This window comes from Acinetobacter pullicarnis, assembly GCF_006352475.1.
GTDB lineage: Bacteria > Pseudomonadota > Gammaproteobacteria > Pseudomonadales > Moraxellaceae > Acinetobacter > Acinetobacter pullicarnis.
In genome coordinates, this window is the sequence record NZ_VCMZ01000001.1 from 1,020,394 (window position 1) to 1,038,835 (window position 18,442).

The window sequence follows — 18,442 nt, forward strand, 5'->3', positions numbered from 1 at the left end:
TATGTCGCAATTGCATTCATCCGACAAGACCGCTGAGCAGGCACAGCGCATTGCCGCGCAGGCAGCAGAATGGATCGTTCGCCTAGATGATCAGCCCGATGAGCAGACCTTAAAAGCGTATCAGACATGGTTGGCTCAAGATCCACGGCATGCTGAAGCAATTCAGCGTTTGCAGCAGTTGATTGGATCGGTTGAGCAACTGACTGTGCAATATGCAAATCTTCAAGTGCCGAAGCACATTTTGCAGCAAGCCTTAACCCCAACGCAGCAGCGCTCAACAAGAAAGCTTTCGACAAAAACCTTATTCAGTCTGGTGCTGGCCATAGGCTTTGGAATTTTGGGGGCCTTACAATATGCACCGTTGGATTATTGGACCGCCGATACCCGTAACCGCAGTCAATCTTGGCAACAGCATCGCTTGAGTGATCACACTCAAATTCAGATTGCGGGCAAAGGTGCCTATAACCTTCAATACAATGCGCAACAACGCGTGGTGCAATTACTGCAAGGGGCGATTTTAGTTGATGTGGCTAAAGATGCAGCACGGCCATTTATTATTCAAACTGAACATGTGCAAATTAAGGCATTAGGTACGCGCTTTATGGTGACCCATACTGTAGATCAAACGGTATTGACCATGTTGGAATCTCGGGTTGAAGTACAAAGTACCCAGCAATCGCAAGCACCAATTGTGGTGGAGGCTGGGCAACAAATTCGAATCAATGCAGCAGGTTTTGTTGAAGATCATCCGACCCCAATTAACCCGCAACTGTTTGAGCAGGCATGGCAGCAGCATATTTTGGTGGCCAATGGCGAGTCTGTGGTCGAGATCTTAGATATTTTGGCTTTATATTATGATGGCAAATTAAGTTTTGATCGTACTGCATTGGCCAGTCTAAAACTGACAGCCACCTTGCCTTTAGATCGGGTGGATGAGTCCTTAGAAATATTGGCCAAAGAATTGAATTTAAAACTCAATAATAGCGTTCCTTTTTATATCAAAATTTCTAAAAAACCGTAAAAAACTTTGCGCACTTTGCATTTTCATCCGTCTTTATAAGGATTGCAAAATAAAGGGGTATAAAAATGCAACACCATGCTTGGGGAAAACTAAAGCCGCTCGCCTTATCGATGCATTTAAGCATGATGCTGATTGGCAGTGGCGTGCTGTTCAGTGCGACCGTCTATGCGGAAAATGCAACCAGCGACTACAAGATTCCAGCAGGGCAACTCAGTGATGCATTGCTGAGCTTTGCCTTGCAAGCCAAGGTCACGCTTAGTACGGACCATCAAAAAATAGTGGGTATTCGCAGCGCCGGACTCAATGGGCAATATGGGATTGAACAAGGCTTTAATGCCTTGTTAGAAGATAGCCCTTACCAAATTGAAAAAGGCCAGAAAGCATATACCTTGGTAGCTAAAAAGCGCGTAGCAGCGAATAAGATTGACCCGCAACAGGCTGTGGCAAATGATCAGGAAGCATCAGCAAATCCGACTACGCAAGCACTAACACAACTGCCAACGATTGTGGTGAATGCAAATACAGATCAGCCACCCGCTTATATTGTGAAGACGGCCCAGCTATTCAAAGGTGATGCGTCGCTGTTAGAGACACCGCGCTCAGTCTCTGTGGTCGGTGCTGAGCAAATCAAAGTGCTGGCACCAAAATCGATTGAACAATCACTGGCCTATACCGCAGGGGTTGCAACGGATGTTTCTGGAACAGATATTCGGATGACGGGGGGCGGATTTATTCGCGGCTTTAGTGATGGTGGTGCCTATTATAAAGATGGTTTGAAGCAGTTATCGGCTGGCACCTATGCCACATGGAACAATGACATTGATGAAATAGACAGTGTTGAAGTACTAAAAGGCCCAGCATCGGTGCTCTATGGGCAAGCGCGTCCCGGTGGTGTCGTCAACGTGATTTCTAAACGGCCAACAGCAGATCATGTAAATGCATTGGGTGTTTCTTATGGTCGTTATGAACGACTACAGTTTAATGCGGATATTGGTGGTGCAATTGATGATGCTGAACAGTTTCTCTACCGCTTAAATGTGACACAACGAAATAGTGATGCTCAGTTAATTGGTGCTCGAGATGACCGTTTCTCAATTTCACCTGCGTTTACATGGAATATTTCAGATCAGACCCAACTCACGATACTGGGGAATTACTCTGAAGAACGGGGTACCCCATTGACCTGGTGGCCAAGTTTATATATTTATCCTGAAATCAAAGAAATGCCGATAGATCGAACGGCTGGTGATCCGAGCTTTGACCGTTTTAATCGGGATACAAAGTCACTGGGTTATGCCTTGCAACATGAGATGGAGAATGGTTGGAAGCTGATTCAAAATCTACGCTATTCGGAAATCGATGTTGATTATCAACATATCTATGCGCAGAAACTACTTGAGGATAAACGTAGCATTACTCGCGCGAATTTGGCGCAGAAAACCAATGGTAAAACCTTCTCGGTCGATAGTCGGGGCGAAAAAGAATTGAATTGGGGGGAGTTGAAGCACAATTTATCCGTGGGCGTCGATTATTTAAAATATAAAGAGCGTGGTGGTTTGGGTTTTGGTTGGGATGTGCCGAATTTAGATATTTACAATCCCGTATACGGTCAAGATATTCCTGTACCTGAGTTAGAAGCCAATCGCACCGATGTAACCCAGATGGGGATCTATGCGATTAATCAATTGAAACTCGATCATTGGGTTGCAAATATCAGTTTGCGTCATGATCAGGCGAAAACCAAGCAAGACAGTGTCACTCAACCTAAAATTAACAACAATGCCACCACAGGCAGTATTGGGCTGTTGTATCTGTTTGATGCAGGGGTTGCACCGTATTTAAGTTATGCCACATCGTTTGATCCAGCAGTGGGCATGACGGCTGATGGCACAGCATTTAAACCGCAAGAAGGGACGCAATATGAGATCGGAATTAAATATCAGCCTGAGGACAGTGATCTATTGATTACCGCATCGGCCTTTGATATTTATCAAACCAATGTTGCAACGGCAGATCCAGATCATCCAACCAAACAGATTCAAACTGGAGAAGTCCGCTCAACAGGGTATGAACTAGAAAGTAAGTTAAAAGTGAGTGAGCAAGTCAACCTCATGCTCAGTTATACCCACATCAATGCACGAACCACCAAAAGTAATAAGCCAGAAGAAATTGGGCGCAGGGCTTACCAAACCCCAGAGCAAATGGCCAATATCTGGATTGATTATCGCCCCGATTTTTTGGAGGGTTTTTTGATTGGCGCGGGCGCACGCTATAAAAGCAAAACACCGGGGACGTCATCGGGTCAACTATTTATGAATGATGCTCGAACTTTGGCTGATCTGGCCATAGCCTATGAACAACCTCAATATCGTGTGGCACTGAACATCAGTAATTTATTTGACCGTAAATACTATGCCGGAACTTTCCGTGGTGCAGCGCGTGAAGCCAATGTTAGTGTGAAATATTATTGGTAATTAATGCGTGGGTACTGAAATGAAACCTCATCCTGCAAGGGATGGGGATTGACTTGTGTCTCCGGTACGGTCGGATTAATTCAACAATTTTAGTAATTTTTCCCGATGTGGACTGTCGCCTGGCAGCAATTCTAATAAGCGCTGCGCGGCATCAATACGGTCGGGAATACGACTAATCAGTTTGAACAATAAGTCGACTTCTTGCATTTGATAAATCATGTGACTCAGCCTTGCATCGAAGCAGTCACGCCATGCACTGAGAAATGGGCTTTCAGATTTGGCCAAAAAACTGCCTTTATACAGCGCAAAGGTACTGGCCAGCATGCCTGCATCTAAGGCACGTTCTGCATTGAGAAAATCACATTGCAGTTCACAGCGTAGTTGGTAGGGGCGTGATTGAATACAATCGGGCATCAGGCTACGCAGTTGTGACAGTTCGGCTTTTAGCGTATTGACACTAACCTGACGGTCACCATACAGCGCATAGTGCAATTCATTTAAGTGAATCCCATCTGGACAAAGTGCCAAAATACATAAGATTTCGACTTGGCGATGGCTGAGATTGAGCCGTTGGTGATTGAACTGAACTCGTGGGGTACCGAAGACATTTAAATACAGCACATGCTGTTGTTCAAATTGAATCGCACGTTGTACCAATGCGGCGCAGCGCTCAACAGCTAACAGTCCTAGGGTGTTATGTTTCTGATATTTAGTTGATAAATTGAGAATGCCATGACATTGCCCTGACTGTGGATCTAAGATTGGCGCGGCATAACAGACCCAATCCCGCACACTGTTCATGTGGTTTTCATGTGAAAAAACACAACTGGCGACATGTTGATTGAGTGCCAGTCCAATCGCATTGGTGCCGACTGCTTGGGTAGACCAATGACCGCCTTCAACAAAATGCACTTGCTCTGCTGAAGAGCGCATCGGTTGACTGCTCCACGTCCAGAGTAAGGTGCCTTGGTGATCGGTTACACCAATTGCCATACCAGAGTCTTCGGCAATTTTTATGAGGTCTTGATAACAGTGCGGTAAAGAGCGATCAAATAAAGAAGGAGATTCACTGCGATCTAAAGCCAAAATCGGTGCTGCATCTAAATGACTGGGATTAATTAAATGCGTGGTTTGTAATGCGGTGGTTATACTGTTATTGCTTTGGTTCATTGCATATTCCTTTATCTTGAATACTGCATTTCAAAGTGCTCAACATCCTTTGTTGAGTTCAACATCACTTGATATCCAGCATTGTTCATCCATAAAACAAAGACCATTAAACCAGCGACTCACAACGAATCATGAGATTGATCAGATCAGTCGAGTCACACAACTTTGGCCTTAAAATATTGCAGATAAAATACCATTTATTGCAGCTAAGGCCATGAGGACGATTGCGAGATGCCCAACTTTATTGGGGCACCATCAGCAAGAGTAATCTCACTTACTTTAGCCTGAATTGTAAAGAATACAAAGGTTAAATACAGTTATAAGGCATTAATCCATATAAAAAATATGGATTAATTTTAATTCTTGGTTCGGTGCTTGTTTTTTAGCTTACGCTACTGAGTTCATCACGTGAAAAAGGTTTCGGTACAGCTTCACCATAATATTGTCGATCGGCAAAATAACTTGAGCGTACCATCGGTGCACTCCAAATATTTCGAAAGCCCAGTTGTTGGCCATGCTGTTGATAATGTTCAAACTCAGCCAAAGACACAAAGCGATGAATTGGGGCATGTGACTTGGAGGGTTGTAAGTACTGACCGATAGTGATGTAGTTAACCAAGTGATCACTTAAATCATTCAGTAATACAATCACTTCTGCTTCAATCTCACCTAAACCGACCATCAGACCGCATTTGGTAGGAATATCAGGGCAATAATCTTTAAAACGTTTCAGCAAGTCGAGTGAATGTTGATAGTCAGAGCCGGGACGCATCGCACGATACAGGCGTGGCACGGTTTCAATATTGTGATTAAACACATCGGGTGGCTCGCGGCTTAAAATCTCTAAAGCCAGATCAAGCCGACCACGAAAGTCAGGCACTAAAATTTCAATTAAGGTATTGGGGCTACGTTCACGAATGGCACGAATACAATCGACAAAATGCTGTGCACCACCATCTTTTAAATCATCACGATCGACCGAAGTGATCACCACATACTTTAAGTTGAGATTGGCCACGGTCTCGGCCAAATTTTGGGGTTCATCGGGGTCTAGACCATTGGGGCGACCATGTGCCACATCACAGAATGGGCAGCGGCGGGTACAGATATCGCCCATAATCATAAAGGTCGCAGTCCCCCCTGCAAAGCATTGCGGTAAATTGGGACAGGCGGCTTCTTCACAGACGGTATGTAATTTCTGTTGGCGTAATAAACGTTGAATCCGTTGAATTTCATCTGGATGACTAATCTTGGTACGAATCCATTCGGGTTTGCTTGGGGTGTCGTGTGTGGGAATTACTTTAATTGGAATACGGGCCAATTTCTCAGCACCACGTAATTTTGTTCCAACCGGTGTTCCAGTCACTGGAGCGCGTTTCAAATCCATTTTAAAAACTCTTGGTCAAAATAATAATAAAACAATAATAAAAATGATTTAAATCTAAAATAAGCTGTTTGCTTATAATGTCAAACATATTTTGGTATTTAATTTAAAATACCAGTTATTTGATTATTAAATAATATCTAAAATGTTGATGTGGGTTAATTTAAAGGGTTACTTTAAATTTATTTGTTTGATTTTATATAGCCAGTAGAAAGTAAGTTAATAAAAAGCTTGATGTAAATAATCCAGTGTATAAGATGTGGGTTGGTTAAAGGTTTGTTTTTCTATCTATCTGATATCTATGAAAAATAATTAAATAATTTTGAGGTTTTAAGTCGTTGTTTTGATATGATTTTGTTGTAAAAAAATAATAAAAAGTTTTTAGTCTAATATTAATTTATATCGAAATGCTTTTATATAAATAGGCGGCTTTAATACATGGTTCGCGATTGAGCTTGAATGATTAAATCTGAATATTGAGTTTGTTTAAAATATAAAAAGGAGCATTTTATGCAATTAACGGAAGCACAATTGCTCGCAGCATATCAACGTATGCGCGACATTCGTGAGTTTGAAGATCGACTTCACGACGAGAACAATACCGGTGATATTCCTGGTTTTATTCATTTATATAGCGGTGAAGAAGCGGTTGCAGTCGGTGTCTGTGAAAACTTAACCGATCAAGATTTTATTACTTCAACCCATCGTGGTCATGGTCACTGTATTGCCAAAGGCTGTGATATTCATGGGATGATGTTGGAAATCTTTGGTAAAGATGCCGGGCTATGCCGTGGTAAAGGCGGCTCGATGCATATTGCCGATTTGGACAAAGGCATGCTCGGTGCCAACGGGATTGTTGGTGGTGGGCCCCCATTGGCAGTCGGTGCGGCACTTACCGCAAAAACCTTAAAAACGGGTGGGGTTGGCCTGTCATTTACTGGTGATGGTGGTTCCAATCAAGGCTTAACTTTTGAAGCCATGAACATGGCGGTGGTATTGAAATTACCCGTTATCTTTGTTTTTGAAAACAATGGTTTTGGTGAAGGGACTGCGCATGATTACGCGGTAGGCAGTAAAGATATCGCAGGCCGTGCAGCGGCATTTGGGATGCCGGCTGAAAAAGTAGATGGCACCGATTTCTTTGCTGTTTATGAAGCAGCACAACGTGCGATTGCACGTGCACGCAATGGCGAAGGGCCAAGTGTAATTGAAAGTGTGACCAACCGTTTTTACGGTCACTTCGAAGGTGATCCGGGGTTAATTCGCTCTAAAGAAGAATTGGATGATGTCAAAGCCAATCATGATCCTTTGAAAATTTTCCGTGAAAAAGTCAAAGGCCAAATTGATGAAGCCAAGCTCGATGCCATTGATGTTGCATCGAAAGCCAATGTCGATGATGCCGTTGCCAAAGCACGCGCTGCTGAATATCCAGCCGTATCACAATTATTGACTGACGTTTACGTGTCTTACTAAAGGAAGAGTAAAGCAATGCCTATAAAAAGTTATAGAAACGCGATTAAAGAAGCGATTGAAGTTGAAATGCGCCGTGATCCAACCGTTGTGGTGATGGGTGAAGATGTTCGTGGTGGTCATGGCGGTAAAAATACCGATGACAACCAACTCGAAGGTTTTGGTGGTGTATTGGGTGTGACCAAAGGCTTATGGACTGAATTTGGGACCTCACGGGTAATCGATACCCCAATTACTGAGTCTGCGATTATTGGGATGGCGGCAGGTGCTGCGGCAACCGGTTTACGTCCGGTGGCAGATTTGATGTTTATGGATTTCTATGGCGTGTGTCATGACATGCTCTATAACCAAGCGGCAAAATTCCGTTATATGTTCGGTGGTAAAGCCAAAGCGCCAATGGTGGTACGCGGCATGATCGGTGCAGGCTTCTCTGCAGCGGCACAGCATTCGCAATCACCGTATAACGTTTTTGCTGCGGTGCCAGGTCTAAAAGTTGTGGTGCCATCGAGCCCATATGATGTCAAAGGCTTACTCACCCAAGCGATTCGTGATGACGATCCAGTGGTGTTCTGTGAACATAAACTGTTGTATGACATCAAAGGCGAAGTGCCAGATGAGTCGTATACCATTCCATTTGGTGTTGCAAATTATACCCGTCACGGCACCGATATCACCATTATTGCGCTCAGTTTGATGGTGCATCGCGCCAATGAAGTTGCAGATAAATTGGCCAAAGAAGGCATCTCGGTTGAAGTGGTCGATCCACGGACCATTTCGCCATTGGATGAAGACGGCATTTTAGAATCGGTGGCATCGACAGGTCGTGTGGTGATTGTGGATGAGTCTGCAGCACGCTGTGGTTTTGGTCATGATGTGGCAGCATTGATTGCACAAAAAGGCTTCCACTATTTGAAAGCACCAATTGAGCTGGTCACACCACCGCATACCCCAGTGCCATTTTCGCCAGTGTTAGAGCAAGAATGGTTACCAAGTGCTGCACGTATTGAGCTCGCTGTGCGTAAAACCTTGGAGGCTTAGGATGAGTGAAATTAAAACATTGGAGATCCCAAAATGGGGATTGTCCATGGAAGAAGGCACCATCGCACAATGGCTGATTGCCGAAGGGCAAAGCTTTGCCAAGGGCGATGAAATTTGTGAAATTGAAACCACCAAAATCGTCAATGTACTTGAAGCGCCATTTGATGGCACTTTACGTAAAATTTTAGCGCAAGCGGGCGATACCTTATTGGTGGGTGGCTTGATTGCGATCAGTGCGGACAGCAGTGTTTCTGATGCAGAGATCGAGGCGTTTGCTGCGACTTTGGGTCAGACCACGGCAGCAGCGCCTGCAACAACGTCGGCAACCACACCAGTGGCTGAACCTGTTGCACCTGCTGCGGCAGCGGCCGTTGCCAGTGTGACCGCCGTTGCAGTCGCGCCCGTTGCGGTGAAAAAACCAGTCTCTGCACAGGTTTCTGCACAAAATCATGTAATCCCAGCAGCATTGCAAGGTTATCAGGCTGAGCATGGTTTGTTTACCACGCCACATGCCCAGCAATTGGCTGAAAAACACAATCTCAATCTTGCCGCAGTTCAAGGCACTGGGCGTGAAAATCGTATCAGTGTTAGCGATCTACAAACGGCAGTACAGGCTGCAGGCGGACAGTGGCCAGATGTGCGTCATCAGGCCAGTGGCAAAGCACAAAAATCCAATGCTGATGATCAACATGTATTGGCCACCCCAGTTGCCCGTCGTTTGGCCAAAGAATGGGGCATTAACTTAAATGACTGCCGCAGTTCAGGTTCACGTGGGCGGGTCTGCAAAGAAGATGTTGAAGCAGTTTATCAACGTGAACATGCAGTCACCGCAGCAGCTACAGCAGTCGTTGTAGACAGTGTTGCAACTGCGAAAGTCACTGCAACGCCAATGAACGGCATGCGTAAAGCGATTGCTTCGCGCTTACAGGCCGCGAAACGCAATGCACCGCATTTTCGTCTGATTGCGGATATTAATGTTGAAGCACTGCAAGCATTACGTGGGCAAATTAATAGCACCGTGCCGCAGGTTAAACTGTCGATCAATGACATGCTCATTAAAGCAGCAGCGGCAGCTTTAATGAAAGTGCCACAAGTAAACGTGCAATTTGATGAAGAAAATCAGCAAATTTTACAGTTCGACCAAGCGGATATCTCGATTGCAGTGGCGATTGATTCAGGTTTAATTACCCCAATTGTCAAAGCAGCAAATCGCAAGTCGATGGCTGAGATTTCCAATGACATGCGTGATTTGGCCACACGTGCCAAAACTGGCAAATTGGCACCGGATGAATTCCAAGGCGGCAGTTTCAGTATCTCGAATTTGGGCATGTTGGGGGTGAAGCAATTTGATGCGATTATCAATCCGCCACAAGGTGCAATTTTAGCCTTGGGCGCTTCAGAGCAACGTGCAGTGGTGGTGAATGGCGCAGTACAAGTACAGCAAATCATGACCGCCACCTTGTCTTGTGATCACCGTGTAATTGATGGTGCCTTGGGTGCCAAATTCCTCGCCAGCTTTAAGCAGTTTGTTGAAAATCCTGCATTGATTTTGGTTTAGGAGCACGCGCATGTCAGATACACAATTTGATCTTATCGTGATCGGTGCGGGACCTGGCGGTTATGTGGCTGCCATCCGCGCAGCGCAATTGGGACTGAAAACGGCAGTGGTTGAATCGACTCATTTAGGTGGAATTTGCCTGAATTGGGGCTGTATTCCAACCAAAGCCTTGCTCAGTGGTGCAGAACTGGCACATCAGTTGAAAAATAGTCAGCGCTTTGGTTTTCAAATCGATCAGGTCAATTTTGATATGAATGCTTTGGTGCAGCACAGCCGACAGGTGTCGGCACAGCTGGTGCAAGGCGTCACGCACTTATTGAAAAAAAATCAGGTCACGGTTTTTACGGCAACCGCCAAGTTTAAGGCCAAAGGGCAACTTGAACTGACCGATGCAGCCGGCCAAACACAGCAGATAACTGCCGCACATATTATTGTGGCTACCGGTGCGAAAGCCGCCAATTTGCCGCAGTTACCGGTCGATGGCCACTATGTCTGGAACTATCAGCAGGCCTTGGTCCCAACACGATTACCAAAATCTTTGTTGGTAGTCGGTTCTGGCGCAATTGGCAGTGAGTTTGCCAGTTTGTATCAGGACTTGGGCTGCCAAGTCACTTTGGTGGATATTGCCAAGCAGATTTTGCCAAGCGAAGACCTCGAAGTTGCCAACTACATGCAGAAGCAATTCGAACAGCGTGGTATGCGGGTACTGACCGAAGCCGCACTCAATTCGATTGTGATTGAAAATGGTTTAGTCAGCTGTGAGATTCAAACTGCGAAAGGCATTGAAACGATACAGGTTGAACATGTGCTGTCTGCGGTTGGAGTGAAAGCCAATTTTGCTGAACTTGGCTTAGATGCTTTGGGGATTGAAACCGAAGCTGGTTTCATCAAAATTGATCCGTGGTGTAAAACCAATGTCGCGGGTGTTTATGCGATTGGTGATGTCGCTGGCGCACCGTGTTTAGCACATAAAGCCAGTCATGAAGCCATGCTTTGTGTGGAAAAAATTGCAGGGGTGAAAACGGTACATGCACTGGATCGTACTCAGATTCCGGGCTGTATTTTCACCCATCCACAGGTGGCCAGTATTGGTTTAACTGAACAAAAAGCCAAAGCAGCGGGCTATCACTTGAGTATTGGAAAATTCCCATTTCAGGCCAATGGTAAAGCTTTAGCACGGGGCGCAGCTGAAGGTTTTGTGAAAACCATCATTAATAGCGAAACGGGTGAATTGTTGGGGGCACATTTGGTCGGTCATGAAGTGACTGAACACATTCAAGGCTTTGCGATTGCCAAATACTTGGAAGCCACCGATGAAAGTTTATCTCAGGTGATTTTCCCACACCCGACTTTGTCTGAAGCGATGCATGAGTCAATTTTGGCAGCCATGCAACGTGCGATTCATGTTTAAGCATTGATTTAAAGTTTCTTTGAGCGGAGCGCATTTCGATGTGCTTTCGCCCTAAAATTCGATGATTTACGAGACATGATTCATTGCAGATCATTCACTGCACACAATTTACTGTAAAACAGCAGCACGGAGTACAACATGCCTAGAGGTCTAAACCAGAAAGTTGCGTTAGTTACCGGTGCCGCACAGGGTATTGGTCGTGGAATTGCATTGCGCTTGGCACAAGAGGGCGTGCATTTGGGTTTGGTCGATTTAAACCAAGACAAACTTGCAGCGGTGCAAGCCGAAGTTGAAGCTTTGGGTGTCAAAGCGACCACCTTTATAGCCAACATTGCTGAACTAGATGAGATCACCCAAGCGATTGCGCATACAGAACAACAGTTGGGTGGTTTTGATATCATCATCAACAATGCGGGTATTGCCCAAGTGCAAGCGATTAGCGAAGTGCAACCAGAAGCTTTCCGCCGCATTATGGATATTAATGTCGGTGGTGTACTTTGGGGTATCCAAGCGGCAGCGAAGAAATTTATTGAAAGAAAGCAAAAGGGTAAAATTATCAATGCTTGCTCAATTGCAGGTCATGATGGTTTTGCTTTGTTAGGTGTTTATTCCGCGACTAAATTTGCAGTCCGTGCCTTAACCCAATCTGCTGCCAAAGAGTATGCCAGTCACGGGATTACCGTAAATGGCTATTGTCCGGGGATTGTCGGTACCGATATGTGGGTGGAAATAGATAAACGCTTTGCGGAAATCACCGGTGCACCTGAGGGCGAAACCTACAAGAAATATGTGGATGGCATTGCTTTAGGTCGAGCACAAACCCCAGAAGATGTCGCGGCTTTGGTGGCCTTCCTCGCCAGTGAAGATTCGGACTATATTACTGGTCAATCGATTTTAACCGATGGCGGTATTGTCTATCGCTAAGCTGTTTAAATCGGTTCAAATCGCCTAAATAAAAAATCCCGCTGTGTCTGAACCTGCGGGATTTTTGTTTGTTCTTGATCGGTATGAAGTCTTAATGTTCCTGTTTCTATATTGCATATCATTGAGCGTTTATCTGCTGCAATAACAATGCAGTCTCCCCAATGGATTGAGAGGATCATCGTTATAATTAGATTGTTCAAAAATTAGTGGTTTTGTGGTATTTTGAAAAAATAATAATTTCACAAAAAGAGCAATAATTATGGCAGGTGGATCACAAATAGTTATTAATAATCAAGGAATAATAATTACAACAAATGGAAAAGTTATATTTAAAGCAGGACAGCATAAGTTTGAAAAAGCAGTTGAAGTGGGAGTTAATTTAAGAGGGCTTCCTTCTTATGAATCATATAATGAAAAATTTCAAATGCTTTCACCTTCGGGGGAAGTAATGTCTCATGTTGGTTATAAAATTTCGAATGCTGATCAAAGTTTCATCGCAATTACAGATCGTAAAGGTCTTTCAAAACGTGTAAATACAGATTCTGAGAAAAATTTAAAAGTTGATTTACATTGGATTTCTTTGGAAAAAGAAGATGAAGGAGATCAATAATCATGGGGGGATTAGATTGGGAAGGAAATACAAATACAGAAGAAAATAGCTGTAAAACACTTACAGTGTAATTGCTTAACTTTTTGGGAAATACACCAACAAGAGGCAATGAAACGAGTTTCTAATTTAAAAGATGCAAAAAAAAATCGATATAAATTAGAACCAGGATATGAGGCGAGAGCGAGAAGAGTTGCATCTGTATATGCAAACATCTATTTAGAACAAGAAAATCATGGAAATAAACAATTTGTTGGTCGCTACTATTGGATGGGCTTCGGTGCATTCGCTTCAAAAACAGTGGCAGCGATTTTTAAACACGGACTTACAGCATGGGGGTATAAATGGGTTCCACTGAGCGTCGTTCGAGATCCTGTACATTCATTTGCTAAAGGGAACTTATGGTTATTTATGGATATTGCACCTTGGCATTATGCTTGGAGCATGTCATCAGCATCATTTAATCAATGTCAAACTCAACGTGATGTTTCAAAATACACCCACATTAAAGAAGAAGTCAGCAACTTACCTTGGTCAAATTGCTTACCTATTATTAAACATTTACAAAGTACGCCAGAGATTACAAAGGCTTTTGGATATTTACTAAAAATTGAAGCTATTTTTAAAAGAAAAGGAAAAACAAGGAAAGAAAATTTTGATGATTCACAACAAAACCTTTTCGATCACTTGAAAGCAATCGCAGTACAAGAGCAACGAAATATTTTACAAGAATTAGTTTGGAACGATTGGAAAGTTGATGCGCAAGCGACTGTACAACGAGTTACAAGATTACCCGATAGTACCTTAGTGCTTTCAAGTGATTATTTTGTTGATGCAGTTAAACCTGTAAGAAAATCACAGCGTATTTTACCGAGTGCTTACAACATGAAGGGCATGGAAAAAATATATGAAGGGCGCCATGCTGGGGTGTTGGAACAGTTACCTACAACAGTTTATAGCGAGCCTTTAGCAAAAACTAAAGTTGAAAATTATGATAGTCGTAGGGAGTGGATTCAAAAAGCGTCAGAAAAATATCATGAATTAATGTTAGACGAAAAAGGGCGTTCTTTTTTAGAAAAAGAACTGAAGATTATTGCAGGATGGGGCAATAGCAAGGCGGACTTTAAAACCGGCAAGGACAGCAATGATGGAAAAATTTAATCGTATTGTTTATTTCATCATCCTTTTAATTTTTGGGTGGCTACTCTCTGCATGTCAACCAAACACAAAAAACATAGAGAATAGCGCAATGAATCAACAGCCTTATATTTTACATTTTGGTCAACAGGGATTTAAGGATTTTGCTCAATACAATCTAGGTCGTACAGATAGCCACCCTTCTGGTGCAGACTTTAGAGAGTTGGATTTTACGCCACCTAACTTAGGTCAAATTAAAGTTGAAAATAGTACAAACAGTTTGGTGATTGACCATGTTTTTTCCGTATTAGGGACATCTTTTTCTAAGGATGATGGTATTCAAAAACTTTCTATAAATGCAGGCTTAAATAAGGAGGAGTTTGTTAGCCCTAAGCAAGCCTATCAAGGTTATGTCGAGTTAATGAAACGATTAAATCAGGCTGGATGGAAAAACTATGTTGTCAGGTATGATCCTAGAATAGCGAAGGAAGACAATATTCGATATTTGATGGAAGGGCATGATGTAATTGATCTGAGTTATATATTTAATGATGAGGAATGGGAAAAAATAATAAATTCTCTTACGACGAACTCAATCGGTTATCGTCTATATGCGAATGGCATTATTTTGGGTATTAGCTTAAATCGAACTGAAAAAAATAAAGATGGTAGAGAGCAATATATGGTTCGTTATGCGTTCCAAACAGCTCGTTATAATCAACGAAATTTAATTTCAGATTCATCTGAAATGACAGCTCAACAATTAGAACAAAAATTTAAAAGTAATTTAGAAAGATATAAGAGGTTAAGAGAAACGGAGGAAAAGGATGCGATTGCTCAAGGTTATCGTATCGATGAAAGCTATGTTGACCCTGATGTTTGGCAATACGCTAAATAAATATTTCTATAATTAATCAACAACCGAAATCATTCCTCATTAAAATAGCAATACGGATTATCATCGATCAGAAAACAAGAAAAGTATGTTCAACACACTTCCTAAGGATACTTAAAAATATTTAACCGCGAGAGCTTAGTGAATAGAGATAAATCTCACTAAGCTGTTTTAAATAATTCCGGTGAAGTTTATCTTTTTATTTGATAGTTTATCGTTTCTTTTAGCGAGACTAGATCATCAGGGGTGACATGAATTACGCCTTTTCCTGGGATGTCGATTTCATAAATAATAAATAGTGCCAAAGTAATTAGAAAAGGTAAAATTAGAATTAAAAGGTTCATGCCTTGTTCTTTGCGTGCATTGTACCCAATCAGGAAATTAGAAACGATTGCAAAGAAAATAAGGAGATACCAAACGATATTGGGAATCTGATCACGCCAACTCACGGTTGTTTTTTCTTGAGAAGTATATAAATCACTATATGCGGTAAGTACCGAAGTTATTACAGGATTAGGTGTTTTTTTGGCTTCAAGCGTTGCAATTTCCCATAGTTTATTTTGTTTCTCTACTGAAATGATTCGCCATTTTTTGTTTTCAAGTTGATTTTGCGATTTAAAAAACTCAATTCTAGCGTCTAAATATTCACCTAATAAATTTTCTGCATTTTCCTGTTGATCTGGCGCCAAAAGCTGAGTACGTTGCATCGCTGTACCAATCACGATCATTTCATTTTCTTCTGTTTTTTGCCGATCATTATAGCCACCAATCGAAATTGAAAGTACAAAGCCGATCAGTAAACCTAATAACGATAAAATTGCACCGAGTACAATCTTGGCTTGATCGTCATTGATTTTCGTATGATGGTTTTTAAAAAAATACTTTCCAGCATATGCTGAGCTACTCAATAAAATAAGTATTCCCCAAAAAACAAATGTCGAATTTATTGGGAATTCATCTAAAAACTGCTGGACCCATTGCATCTTTATTATCCTTTTCGGTTGTTTTATAAAGTCGGCTCATTCAATAGAAAAAGTGACGCAATCCAGTTCAGGTCTATTTTTATATGTAGGAATTGAACATCATTATTTTTTGTTGCCTATGTTTAATTATAAAGAAGAATAAGATGAAATTCGATCATAAAAAACGATTAATAATAAAGATTTACTTTCTCTTATTCCTTTCGCAGTTGGGTGGTTTTGTATGCCAAATACTCAATTTTATGACAGCTTGATTTTTTTCTAATTCCACCACTGTGCGCTGGAATTCTAATACTTATAAATGACTGATCACTTTGGTGCTCCACCACGAAGCAGTGGAATGCGGGAAGTTATGCTCGTCCGTAAGCTTTAGACAGCTGAAAAAAGCGCGTGTCGTAAAAAGATAAGTCCGCGTCGTCTTAAGTCATGGGGCGAACGATAAAGTATTGTAATTTTGGTTATTGCGTAAAAAACTAGAAAATGGATTTGAAAATGACGATGACTAAAGCAATACGTTTCTATGAAGCAGGAACTCCAGAAGTGCTGCGCTACGAAGATGTGGAAGTAGGTAATCCTGGATCGGGAGAAGTACGCTTACGCCATGTCGCTGTTGGTTTGAATTACGCAGATACTTATTTTAGAAATGGAACTTATCCAATTCCAGTGCCAAATGGCATGGGCGTTGAAGCATCTGGTGTGATTGAGGCAGTTGGTGAAGGTGTAACTCAGTTTGCGGTCGGTGATCGCGTGACATATACCGGATTTTTAAATACGTTGGGTGCTTATAGTAGCGAGCGTCTAATCGTTGCGAATGCATTGATTAAACTTCCTGATGCAATCTCATGTGAAACGGCTGCGGCAATGACCATGCGTGGTTTAACTGCGGCTTATTTAATGCGCCGTATTTATGACTTTAAAGCGGGCGATACGATTTTACTGCATGCCGCTGCAGGTGGTGTGGGTTTAATCGTTTCACAGTGGGCCAAATTACTGGGCTTGACCGTGATTGGTACCACCTCTTCAGAAGAGAAGGCGGCTGTTGCACGTGCGCATGGTTGTGACCATGTGATTAATTACAGTCATGAAAATGTGGCTGAGCGCGTTCGCGAATTAACCAACGGGGTTGGCGTCAATGTGGTGTTTGACAGCGTTGGCAAAGACACCTTTATGGGTTCACTCGATGCATTAAAACGCCGTGGATTATTGGTCTGCGTGGGCACTGCTTCTGGGCCGATTCCTGCTTTTGATCCCGTGTTGTTGGCCATGAAAGGCTCGCTGTATATCACACGTCCAGCCTTGGCCGATTATATTGCTGATCCAGCGGAAAAAGCTGAACTGGCACAAGAATTATTTGATCACGTCAGCAGTGGCCGAATCAAAATTGAAATTAATCAGCGCTACCGTTTAGAAGATGCTGTACAAGCCCATCGTGATTTGGAAGCACGTAAAACAATAGGATCATCAATCTTTGTAATTTGAAGGGACTTCTTATGCAAATTGAACAGTTAACTTGCAATATTGGTGCAGCGCTGCATGGTGTACGTTTGGCAGATGCGATTCATGATGATGATTTGTTTGCTGAAATTCGCTCACAACTGCTGCAACATCGGGTTTTATTCTTACGTGATCAACAGTTGACACGTGCCGAACATGTCGCATTTGCAGAACGTCTCGGGCCATTAGAAGATCATCCCGCTGTGGGAAGTCATCCTGATCACCCCGGATTGGTGCAGATCTATAAAGATCCTGATAGTCCGATTGACCGTTATGAGAATGCGTGGCACAGCGATGCAAGCTGGCGCAAGATCCCACCGATGGGTGCGGTCCTCCGTTGTGTGGAATGCCCAACGGTTGGTGGCGATACCATGTGGACCAATATGGTGTTGGCGTATGACAAATTGCCTGAAGAAATCAAACTCAAAATTGCTGACTTGCGTGCATATCACAGTATTGAAGCCAGTTTTGGTGCCGCAATGCCAATCGAAAAACGCTTAGAACTCAAGGCCAAGTTTCCAGATGCTGAACATCCAGTGGTGCGTATCCATCCTGAAACGGGCGAGAAAATTCTATTCGTCAATTCCTTTGCGACCCATTTTAGTAACTTCCATACCAAAGAGCGCGTACGTTTTGGGCAAGATGCCAATCCTGGTGCAGCAGATCTATTACGTTATTTGATTACCCAAGCGCAAATTCCAGAGTTCCAAGTCCGTTGGAGCTGGAAGCCGAATAGTATTGCGATTTGGGATAATCGCAGTACCCAGCATTATGCGGTAATGGATTATCCCGCCTGCCATCGAAAAATGGAACGAGCAGGCATTGTTGGTGATGCAACCTACTGAGACGCTAGGTTAAATCAAACAATTTAATTAACAA

General features: G+C 42.8%; 13 protein-coding genes and 3 pseudogenes. 13 read left to right on the plus strand and 3 right to left on the minus strand.

The genetic code is table 11. From position 1 onward, the window contains the following. The first annotated feature begins 1 nt into the window (after position 1). The gene (locus tag FD716_RS04315; RefSeq protein ID WP_139851128.1) at positions 2–1,021 is read left to right on the plus strand and encodes a FecR family protein; all 1,020 of its coding nucleotides are present in this window, start codon (positions 2–4) and stop codon (positions 1,019–1,021) included. A 65-nt stretch (positions 1,022–1,086) separates the two neighbouring features. Continuing rightward, entirely contained in the window at positions 1,087–3,495 is a 2,409-nt protein-coding gene (locus FD716_RS04320) for a TonB-dependent siderophore receptor (protein WP_215895449.1), read from the plus strand. Between the two features lie 75 nt (positions 3,496–3,570). On the opposite strand, the gene FD716_RS04325 is transcribed toward FD716_RS04320, so the two are convergent. Then, complete coding sequence (locus FD716_RS04325; protein WP_139851129.1) at positions 3,571–4,665, minus strand: sigma-54-dependent transcriptional regulator family protein; 1,095 nt, start codon at positions 4,663–4,665, stop codon at positions 3,571–3,573. A gap of 382 nt (positions 4,666–5,047) precedes the next feature. Next, positions 5,048–6,052: a lipoyl synthase gene (gene lipA / locus FD716_RS04330; protein ID WP_139851130.1), complete on the minus strand. Its 1,005-nt coding sequence runs from the start codon at positions 6,050–6,052 to the stop codon at positions 5,048–5,050. 507 nt (positions 6,053–6,559) lie between these two features. Here lipA and FD716_RS04335 point away from each other — a divergent pair. The 9 genes and pseudogenes from FD716_RS04335 to FD716_RS04375 all read left to right on the plus strand — a co-directional run bounded on the left by FD716_RS04335 (position 6,560) and on the right by FD716_RS04375 (position 15,092). Next, a complete protein-coding gene (locus FD716_RS04335) occupies positions 6,560–7,522 on the plus strand; it encodes a thiamine pyrophosphate-dependent dehydrogenase E1 component subunit alpha (protein ID WP_139851131.1) in 963 nt (320 codons plus the stop codon). A gap of 15 nt (positions 7,523–7,537) precedes the next feature. Beyond that, a complete protein-coding gene (locus FD716_RS04340) occupies positions 7,538–8,557 on the plus strand; it encodes an alpha-ketoacid dehydrogenase subunit beta (RefSeq protein WP_139851132.1) in 1,020 nt (339 codons plus the stop codon). 1 nt (position 8,558) lies between these two features. Beyond that, a pseudogene (locus FD716_RS19480) lies at positions 8,559–9,320 on the plus strand (biotin/lipoyl-containing protein); the annotation flags it as partial. Positions 9,321–9,431: 111 nt separating this feature from the next. Beyond that, positions 9,432–10,115 (plus strand): annotated as a pseudogene (locus tag FD716_RS19485) (dihydrolipoamide acetyltransferase family protein); the annotation flags it as partial. A gap of 10 nt (positions 10,116–10,125) precedes the next feature. Continuing rightward, positions 10,126–11,526: a dihydrolipoyl dehydrogenase gene (lpdA, locus tag FD716_RS04350; RefSeq protein WP_139851134.1), complete on the plus strand. Its 1,401-nt coding sequence runs from the start codon at positions 10,126–10,128 to the stop codon at positions 11,524–11,526. Between the two features lie 138 nt (positions 11,527–11,664). Then, the gene (locus FD716_RS04355) at positions 11,665–12,450 is read left to right on the plus strand and encodes an acetoin reductase (protein ID WP_139851135.1); all 786 of its coding nucleotides are present in this window, start codon (positions 11,665–11,667) and stop codon (positions 12,448–12,450) included. Positions 12,451–12,709: 259 nt separating this feature from the next. Beyond that, positions 12,710–13,060 (plus strand): DUF2345 domain-containing protein, encoded by a 351-nt coding sequence (locus FD716_RS04365; protein ID WP_139851137.1) that lies wholly within the window; start codon positions 12,710–12,712, stop codon positions 13,058–13,060. After that, positions 13,060–14,218 (plus strand): annotated as a pseudogene (locus FD716_RS04370) (DUF2515 family protein). Before FD716_RS04365 ends, FD716_RS04370 begins: the two are co-directional and overlap by 1 nt. Beyond that, positions 14,202–15,092, plus strand: coding sequence for a hypothetical protein (locus FD716_RS04375; RefSeq protein ID WP_171476986.1), 891 nt, complete (start codon positions 14,202–14,204; stop codon positions 15,090–15,092). Before FD716_RS04370 ends, FD716_RS04375 begins: the two are co-directional and overlap by 17 nt. A gap of 188 nt (positions 15,093–15,280) precedes the next feature. Here FD716_RS04375 and FD716_RS04380 read toward each other — a convergent pair whose 3' ends face one another. Further along, positions 15,281–16,072 carry a bestrophin-like domain gene (locus FD716_RS04380; protein ID WP_139851140.1) on the minus strand — a complete coding sequence of 264 codons (792 nt, stop codon included), beginning with the start codon at positions 16,070–16,072 and terminating at the stop codon, positions 15,281–15,283. 489 nt (positions 16,073–16,561) lie between these two features. On the opposite strand from FD716_RS04380, the gene FD716_RS04385 reads away from it, so the two are divergent. Together FD716_RS04385 and FD716_RS04390 are read left to right on the plus strand one after the other, a co-directional pair. After that, positions 16,562–17,548, plus strand: a complete 987-nt coding sequence (locus FD716_RS04385) for a quinone oxidoreductase family protein (RefSeq protein ID WP_139851141.1) — start codon at positions 16,562–16,564, stop codon at positions 17,546–17,548. A gap of 11 nt (positions 17,549–17,559) precedes the next feature. Then, complete coding sequence (locus FD716_RS04390; protein WP_139851142.1) at positions 17,560–18,408, plus strand: TauD/TfdA dioxygenase family protein; 849 nt, start codon at positions 17,560–17,562, stop codon at positions 18,406–18,408. Positions 18,409–18,442 lie beyond the last annotated feature (34 nt).

Bases quoted from the DNA above. Each gene is read 5' to 3' on its own strand.
- FD716_RS04315 (WP_139851128.1), top strand. From the start codon at position 2: ATGTCGCAATTGCATTCATCCGACAAGACCGCTGAGCAGGCACAGCGC.
- FD716_RS04320 (WP_215895449.1), top strand. From the start codon at position 1,087: ATGCAACACCATGCTTGGGGAAAACTAAAGCCGCTCGCCTTATCGATG.
- FD716_RS04325 (WP_139851129.1), bottom strand. From the start codon at position 4,665: ATGAACCAAAGCAATAACAGTATAACCACCGCATTACAAACCACGCAT.
- lipA (WP_139851130.1), bottom strand. From the start codon at position 6,052: ATGGATTTGAAACGCGCTCCAGTGACTGGAACACCGGTTGGAACAAAA.
- FD716_RS04335 (WP_139851131.1), top strand. From the start codon at position 6,560: ATGCAATTAACGGAAGCACAATTGCTCGCAGCATATCAACGTATGCGC.
- FD716_RS04340 (WP_139851132.1), top strand. From the start codon at position 7,538: ATGCCTATAAAAAGTTATAGAAACGCGATTAAAGAAGCGATTGAAGTT.
- lpdA (WP_139851134.1), top strand. From the start codon at position 10,126: ATGTCAGATACACAATTTGATCTTATCGTGATCGGTGCGGGACCTGGC.
- FD716_RS04355 (WP_139851135.1), top strand. From the start codon at position 11,665: ATGCCTAGAGGTCTAAACCAGAAAGTTGCGTTAGTTACCGGTGCCGCA.
- FD716_RS04365 (WP_139851137.1), top strand. From the start codon at position 12,710: ATGGCAGGTGGATCACAAATAGTTATTAATAATCAAGGAATAATAATT.
- FD716_RS04375 (WP_171476986.1), top strand. From the start codon at position 14,202: ATGATGGAAAAATTTAATCGTATTGTTTATTTCATCATCCTTTTAATT.
- FD716_RS04380 (WP_139851140.1), bottom strand. From the start codon at position 16,072: ATGCAATGGGTCCAGCAGTTTTTAGATGAATTCCCAATAAATTCGACA.
- FD716_RS04385 (WP_139851141.1), top strand. From the start codon at position 16,562: ATGACGATGACTAAAGCAATACGTTTCTATGAAGCAGGAACTCCAGAA.
- FD716_RS04390 (WP_139851142.1), top strand. From the start codon at position 17,560: ATGCAAATTGAACAGTTAACTTGCAATATTGGTGCAGCGCTGCATGGT.